1 protein-coding gene is annotated in these 8,172 nt (G+C 74.5%); it reads right to left on the bottom strand.

Annotation, left to right across the window (positions count from 1 at the left end; genetic code table 11):
- The coding region (locus ACFWI9_RS31480; protein ID WP_387167859.1) for an amino acid adenylation domain-containing protein at window positions 1-8,172 on the bottom strand (8,172 nt) is incomplete at both ends.

Genomic DNA, 8,172 nt, shown 5'->3' with positions numbered 1-8,172 from the left:
CCGGTGCGGGGACGAGCGCGGCGAGCGCGGCCGGGGGGGGGTTCTCGAACAGGTCCCGGGTACTGAGGGCGAGTCCGGCCCGGCGTGCGGCGTTGACGAGTTGGATGGAGAGGATGCTGTCGCCGCCGAGGTCGAAGAAGCCGTCGTCGGCTCCCACCGTTCCGATGGACAGCACCTGGGCGAACAGGTCGCACAGCAGCTGCTCGCGGGAGCCGCGCGGGGCCCGTCCGCGGGAGGCGGCCGTCTCCGGGCGGGGCAGTGCGCGCCGGTCGACCTTGTCGTTCACGTTCAGCGGGAACGCTTCGAGGACCACGCAGGCGGAGGGCAGCAGGTAGGCGGGCAGCCGCCGCGCCAGCCAGCTCCGCAGGGAGCCGCCGTCGATGCTCCGGCCCTGTTCCGGCACCGCGTACGCCACCAGGCGCCGGTCCCCGGGGACGTCCTCGCGTACGACGGCCACGCTCTGCGCGACGTCGGGGTGCGAGGCGAGCGCCGTCTCGACCTCGCCCAGCTCGATCCTGAAGCCGCGCAGCTTGACCAGGTCGTCGGTGCGGCCGAGGAACTCGATCGCGCCCTGCCGGTTCCAGCGGACGCGGTCGCCGGTGCGGTACATGCGCTCGCCCGAGGGGTCCGGGCTGCCCGGCGCCGGGAAGGGGCAGGCGACGAAGCGTTCGGCGGTGAGCGCGGCGCGGCCGTGATAGCCACGGGCCAGCCCGCCTGCGAGGTACAGCTCGCCCGGGACGCCGGGCGGTACCGGGCGCAGCCGCTCGTCCAGGACGTACAGCCGCTTGCCGTCGAAGGGGCGGCCGATGGGTACGGGGCCGGTTCCGCGGTGCTGGGCACAGTCCCAGATCGCCGCTCCGACGGTGGCTTCGGTGGGCCCGTAGCCGTTGAGTATCCGCCGTCCCGGCAGCCAGCGGCGGACCAGGCCCGGTGGCAGTACGTCGCCGTTGAGGGTGAGGGTCACACCGGCCGGGAGGCTGTCGTCGGGCAGGCTCGCGATGACGGCGGGCTGCACGGCGATGTGGGTCACCGAGGCGTCGCGCACGAAGTCGGCGAGATCCTGCCCGAAGGGGGTGTCCCGGGGAGCGAGCACCAGGGTCGCGCCGGAGAGCAGCGCGCAGAAGGAGTCCCACAGCGAGGTGTCGAAGCTGGTGGACACCAGTTGCAGAACCCTGCTGCCGCTGCCGAGGCCGAGCACCGACCGCTGGAGGGCGGAGAGCGCGGCGATACCTGTGTGCGGGGTGATGACGCCCTTGGGCACCCCGGTGGAACCGGAGGTGTAGATGACGTAGGCGGCGTGGTCGTGCCGCAGGGGCGACATCCGGTCGGCGTCGGTGAGCCGGTCCGCCGGGAGGCCACGCAGGGTCCCGGCCAGGGCGGGGCCGTCGACGAGGAGGCAGTCGGCTCCCGCCTCGCGCAGCGGCGGGGCCAGTTCTTCCAGGGTGAGTACGGGGTGGGGCTCGGCGTCGCCGAGCATGAACCGGATGCGTTCGGCCGGGTAGGCGGGGTCGATGGGCAGGAACGCCGCACCGGCCTTCGCCACGGCGAGCCAGGACACGACCCACTCGACCGAGCGGGGCAGGGAGACGCCGACGAAGCGGTCGGGACCAGCGCCCAGGGCGACGAGGTGACGGGCCAGCCGGTTGGCGCGCTCGTCGAGTTCGCGGTAGGTGAGGGTCTCGCCGTGCGGACCCTGCACCACGGCGGGCGCGTCGGGGGTCTCGGCCACTCGTGCCTCGAACAGCTCGGGCAGGGTGAGCCGTTCGGGGCCGGGGGTGCCCGCGCCCCATTCCTCCAGCACGGTGGAGCGCTCGCCCTCGCCGAGTACGTCGACCAGGCCGGCGGGAGCGTCGGGGTCGGCGGCCAGCGCACCGATGACCCGGACGAGGCGTTCGGCCAAGGAACGGGCGGTGCCCTCGTCGAACAGGTCGGCGCGGTAGTCCAGTTCGCCGTGCAGGCCGCCAGCGGGGCCGTCCTGCTCGGCGAGGGTGAAGCCGAGGTCGAACTTGGCGAGCCCGGTCGGCACCTCCTCCAGGGCGACGTCCAGGCCCTCGAATCCGGTGAGCGAGTCCGCGAGGGCGCGGGTGGGCGCGTCGTCGAAGGTGAACATCGTCTGGAACAGCGGGTGCCGGGAGAGCGACCGGGTGGGACTCAGCACCTCCACCAGCCGTTCGAAGGGCAGGTCCTGGTGGGTGAGGGCCCGCAGGACGGTTTCCCGGCCGGTGACGAGCAGGTCGCGGAACGAGGGCGCGCCGGACAGGTCGGTACGCAGAACGACGGTGTTGACGAAGGCGCCGACCGCACCGTGGTACGTCTCGTCGGTGCGGCCCGCCACGGGGGTGCCCATGGGGATGTCGGTGCCGCCGCCGAGCCGGGCCAGCAGCACGGCAGCCGCCGTCTGGAGGGCGACGAACGGGGTGGTGCCGACGGCTGCCGCCAGCGCGGCGAGCTGCCGGTAGGAGTCCTCGGGTACGGAGAAGGCGACCTTGCCGCCCCGGTCGGACACCGCGGAGCCGCGGGGCCGGTCCAGCGGGAGCGGGATCTCCTCCGGCAGGTCGGCCAGCGCCTCCCGCCAGTACATCAGCTGTCGGCGCGCGAGGCTGTCGGACGCCTCCTCGCTGCCGAGCAGGGCGGCCTGCGCGAGGCTGTGGTCCGCGTACTGCGGCGCGGGTGCGGCCCAGACGGGGGCGGCGGACCGGCGGCGGGCGGCGAAGGCGTGGGACAGGTCGGACAGCAGCGGGGCGATGGACCAGCCGTCGCCCGCGATGTGGTGGGCCACCGCCAGCAGCACGTGCTCGTCGGCCCCGAGACGGAACAGGACGGCCCGGAAGGGGGGTTCGCCGGCGAGGGTGAAGGGGCGCAGGGCCTCCCCGCGCAGCCGGTCGTCGAGCTCCGCAGCGCTCACGTCGACGGGGGTGAGCCGGAACTCCCCCGGGGTGTGCGGCCGTACGGTCTGGAAGGGGCCGTCGTGGTCCTGGGCGAACTCGGTGCGCAGGATCTCGTGCCGGGCGACGGTGTCGGACAGTGCCGCGCCGAGAGCGGTGACATCCAGCGGGCCCGAGATCCGCAGCGCCATGGGCATGTTGTAGGTGCTGCGAGAGGATTCCATCTGGTGCAGGAACCACAGGCGGCGCTGGGCGTACGCCATGGGGACCCGCTCGGGGCGCTCGGCGGGTGGGGGCGGGGCCGTCGTGCCGACGGACTCCACGCGGACCAGCACGGCGGCCAGTTCGGCCGGGGAGGGGGCGTCGAAGACGTCCCGGACGCCGATCCGCAGACCGAGGGTGCTGCGGACGCGGCCCACGAGCCGGGTGGCCAGCAGGGAGTGGCCGCCGAGCTCGAAGAACCCTTCGTCGGGTCCGACGGCGTCCATGCCGAACAGGTCGGCGAACAGGGCGCACAGGGCTTCCTCGTGGTGGCCGCGCGGTGCGCGCCCCGTGGGCCGCGCCTCGGCCGAGGGCGCGGGCAGGGCCTTCAGGTCCAGCTTGCCGTTGGAGGACAGCGGCAGCTCGGGCACGGTCTGGAACGCCTGCGGCACGGCGTAGCGGGGCAGCGACTCCAGGGCGTGGGCGCGCAGTTCCTCGGGGCCGGGGGCTCTGTCCTCGCGTACGACGACGTAGGCGATCAGCCGGTCGTCCCGTACGGTGACGCCCGCCCTGACGACTCCGGGGTGCTCGCCAAGGACGGCCTCCACCTCGCCGGGCTCGACGCGGAAGCCGCGTACGTTGATCTGGTTGTCCACCCTGCCGAGGTACTCGACGAGCCCGTCGGCGCGGCGGCGCACCAGGTCTCCGGTGCGGTAGGCGCGTGCGCCGGGCGGTCCGTACGGCCAGGCCACGAACCGTTCGGCGGTCAGGTCGGGACGGCCCAGGTAGCCGCGGGCCAGTCCCTCGCCCGCCAGGTACAGCTCTCCCGGCACGCCGTCCGGCACCGGGCGGAGCGCGTCGTCGAGGATGTGGGCGGCGGTCGCGCGCACCGGACTGCCGATCACGGGGCGGGAGGTGTCGGCGAGGTCCGCCGCGAGGGCGTCGACGGTGAACTCGGTGGGGCCGTAGAGGTTGTGCGCCTCCAGGCCCGGCGCGGACCTCAGGCGGGTCCACAGGCGCTCGCCGGCGGCCGCGCCGCCGAGCAGCAGGATCGACGGTGCGGTGGGGCCGTCGAGCAGCCCCTCCTCCAGCAGCACCTCGGCGTAGGAGGGGGTGACGTCGAGGACGTCGGCGCCGGTGGCCCGGATGTGGCCGACGACCGCAGCGGCGTCGCGCCGGGTGGCGTCGCCGAGCAGGTGCAGCTCGTGTCCGGCCAGCATCCAGATCAGGGCTTCCCACGAGGTGTCGAAGGACAGCGGCGCGGTGAGGACGAAGCGCAGCGGACGGCCGTGGGGTCGCCGGATCTGCGGGCCCGCCAGCGTCTCGTGGTGCTGGGCGATGAGGTTGCGCAGCCCCCGGTGCTCGATCACCACGCCCTTGGGGCGGCCGGTGGAGCCGGAGGTGAACAGCACGTAGGCGGCGTCGGCCGGTGTCAGGGGCCGGGCACGGTCGGCGTCGGTGACGGGGCCGTCGGCCTGTCGCTCCACCGCCGCCCGGGTCTCCGGGTCCTGGAGGTCGACGACGGGCACGCCGCCGGTGTCGTGGATGGTCCCGGCAGTGAGGACGAGCACCGGTTCGGCGTCCGTCAGCAGACGCCGGACGCGGGAGGGCGGTAGGTCGGTCTCCATGGGCAGGTACGCGGCACCCGCCTTGAGCGCCGCGAGCAGGGCGACGACCAGGTCGGCACAACGGGGCACGAGCAGGCCGACGACAGTGCCGGGGCCGGCGCCCGACGTGATCAGGTGCCGGGCGAGACGGTTGACCCTCGCGTCCAGCTCGGCGAAGGTCAGCGGGTCCTCGCCCTCGGCGACCAGGGCGGTGGCGTCGGGGGTGGCGGCCGCCTGTCGTTCCAGCAGCTCGCCGACGCCGAGTTCCAGCGGCGGGTGTTCGGTGTTGTCGCCTGCGGCGAGGGCGCGGCTGCGCTCCCTGGCGAGGAGCATGTCCAGGCGGCCGAGAGTGACGGCCGGCGTCGCGGCGATCGCGGCGAGCACTCCGGCGACCCGCTCCACGACGGTAGCCGCCGCGGCGGGCCCGTCCTCGCCCGCGCGGCGTTCGAGCTGGAGGACGAGCTCCTCGCCGAGCAGCACGGTCAGCGCGAGGGGGTAGTGGGTGGAGTCGCGGAAACCGGTGCCGGTGACCGTGACGCCCGCCGCGTCGGCGGCGGCGGCGAGTTCGCCCTGACCGGCAGGCTGGTTCTCCACCACCAGCAGGGTGTCGAACAACTGCTCGGCCCCTACGGCGCGCTGGACGTCGGCGAGTCCGAGATGCTGGTGCGCGAGGAGTGCGCCCTGCTCCGCCTGCGTCCTCACCAGCATGTCGAGCAGCGACTCACGGGGCGTCCAGGTCACCCGTACCGGCAGGGTGTTGGCGAACAACCCCACCATGCCCTCGTGCCCCTCCAGTTCGGCGGGGCGGCCGGCGACCGTGCTGCCGAACACCACGTCGGCGCGGGCCGTGAGCTGGCCGAGGACCAGCGCCCAGGCTCCCTGCACCACGGAGGCCACGGTCAGCCCGGCGGCGCGGGCGCGCTGTTCCAGCTGCTCGGTGAGCGGGGCGGGCAGCCGCCTCTCCGCGACTTCGGGACGGTGCTCGGTGCCAGTCGCGCCGGGGGCGACGAGCGTGGGCTCCACGGGTCCGGCGAGGGCCTCACGCCAGGCGGCGAGGCCGGCGTCGCGGTCTCTCGCGCCCAGCAGACGCAGGTGCTCGCTGAACGGCACGGGCAGGGCGGGTTCCCTGGAGGGGTCGCCGCCTGCGACGTACAGGTGCAGCAGCTCGCGCAGCAGGACGGGCAGGGACCAGCCGTCCAGCAGCAGGTGGTGGTAGGTGAGGACCAGGCGGTGGTGCGTGGCGTCCAGGCTGACCAGACGCATCCGCAGCAGAGGGGGGACGGCCGGGTCGAACGGCGCGGTGCGGTCCTCGTCCGCGGCGTCGCGTGCCGCGTCCTCGCGCTCCCGCACGGGAAGTCCGGAGAGGTCGCTGTGCCGCCACGGGACGGGTACCTCAGGGGCGCAGAAGGCGACCGGCGCGCTGAGGCCCTCGTGGAGGAACGCGGCACGCAGGTTGGCGTGGCGGTCCAAGAGCCTGGCGAGTGCGGTGCGCATCCGGTCGGGGTCGAGCGTGCCCTCCACGTCCAGCGAGCTCTGCACCACGTAGGTGTCGGGTCCGTCCAGGAGGCCGAGGAACAGCAGGCCCTCCTGGAGCGGGGTCACGGGCAGGATCTCGCCCTCACCGCGCTCGGCGAGGAGCGCGACCGACTCGTCGTCCGGCAGCGGGCTGCGCAGCTCGGCGGGGGCGGCGGGCTCCTCGGCGGAGCCGCCTGCGGCGGCGACGAGGGCGAGCCGGGCGGGGGTGCGGTGCTCGAAGACGTCGCGCGCGCTCAGCACGATTCCCGCCTTGCGGGCCCGCCCGACCAGCCGCAGCGCCTTGATGCTGTCCCCGCCCAAGTCGGGAAAGCCGTCCTCGGCCGAGATGGAGTCGAGGCCGAGGACCTCGGCGAACAGTTCGCACAGCACCGTCTCGTCCCGCCCGACGGGGGCCCGTCCCGAGGCGCGGGTGAACTCGGGGACCGGCAGCGCGCGCCGGTCGATCTTTCCGCTGGGGGTGAGCGGGAACGCGTCCAGCACCACGACGGCCACGGGGACGGCGTAGCCGGGGAGGATGGTGGCCGCATGGCGTTCGACCTCGGCCGGGTCGGGCCGCCCGGCCGCCGGGGTGACATACCCGGCCAACTGTCCTTCGCCCTCCGCGCCGTGCACCACGGCCGCTGCCCTGCCGACTCCGGGGGCGCTCCTCAGCGCGGTCTCCACCTCCGCCAGGTCGACGCGGTTGCCGCGCAGCTTCACCTGGGAGTCGGTACGTCCCAGGTAGACGAGTCCGCCGTCCGGGCGTATCCGTACGCGGTCGCCGGTGCGGTACATACGGCTGCCGTCCGCACGGGCGACGAACCGCTCGGCGGTCAGGTCGGGGCGTCCCAGGTAGCCGCGGGCGAGGCCCTGGCCGGCCAGGTAGAGCTCTCCCGCCTCACCGGCGCGCACCGGCATGAGCAGGTCGTCGAGGACCAGGGCCGTGGTGTTGTGCAGGGGCGTTCCGAGGCTGACGTCGGAGCCCGCGCAGACGGCTGCCAGGCTGTCACCGGTCGCCTCGGACGAGCCGTAGAGGTTGAGCAGACGGGTGTCCGGCAGGAGTTCGGCCACGCGGACGGCGAGTTCTGCGGGCAGCGCCTCACCGCTGCTGACCAGCACCTCGCAGACGCGCAGCAGAGAGGCCCGGTCGCTGTCGAGGAGCGCCGACAGCAGGCTCGGTACGAGGCTCACCCGGCCGACGCGGTGCCGGTCGACCAGCTCGATGACTTCCTCGGCGGCCGACAGCGCGGTGTCGGAGGCGAGTACGAGCGGAGCGCCGTGCAGGAGGGCGCCGAACAGTTCCGTGGTGCCGTCGATGAAGCTCAGCGAGGTCTTGCCCAGTACGGGCCGGCCGGGCTGGAGGGGGTGAACGGCGGCGGCCCAGTCGACGCGGTTGAGCACGCCGCCGTGCAGGCCGACGACTCCCTTGGGCCGTCCGGTGGAGCCGGAGGTGTGGATGATGTAGGCGGACGAGTCCTCGGTGACGGTGGGGACTTCGGGTCCGGCCGGGTCGGCCGCGGAGGCGGCGGCCAGGGCGGTCAGCACGTCGGCGTCGTCGAGGACGACAACCTGGGCGGTGCCGGAAGGCAGGGCCGCGGCGAGCCGCGCGGTGGTGAGGACGAGGGACGGCCGGGCGTCGCCGAGCACGTACGCGGTCCGCTCGGCCGGGTAGGCGGGGTCGAGCGGAAGGTAGGCGGCTCCGGCCTTGAGGACGGCGAGTACGGCCGTCACCTGTTCCGGGGAGCGGGGCAGGTGGAGTCCGACCACGGACTCGGGGCCCGCGCCGAGGGCGCGGAGGTGGCGGGCCAGCCGGTTGGCCGCGGCGTTGAGTTCACCGGCGGTGAGGGAGTCGGATCCGCTGATGAGGGCGACCGCGTCGGGGGCGTCTGCGACCCGCTTCTCGAATGCCGAGGCGGGGGCGGCGGGGGGGGGCGGGGGCCCGGGGGGGGGGGGCCCCCCCCCCC

Origin of the sequence: Streptomyces sp. NPDC127084, from assembly GCF_042724175.1 — a bacterium.
Taxonomy (GTDB): Bacteria; Actinomycetota; Actinomycetes; order Streptomycetales; family Streptomycetaceae; genus Streptomyces.
This window is presented reverse-complemented; position numbering and strand designations above follow the sequence as displayed.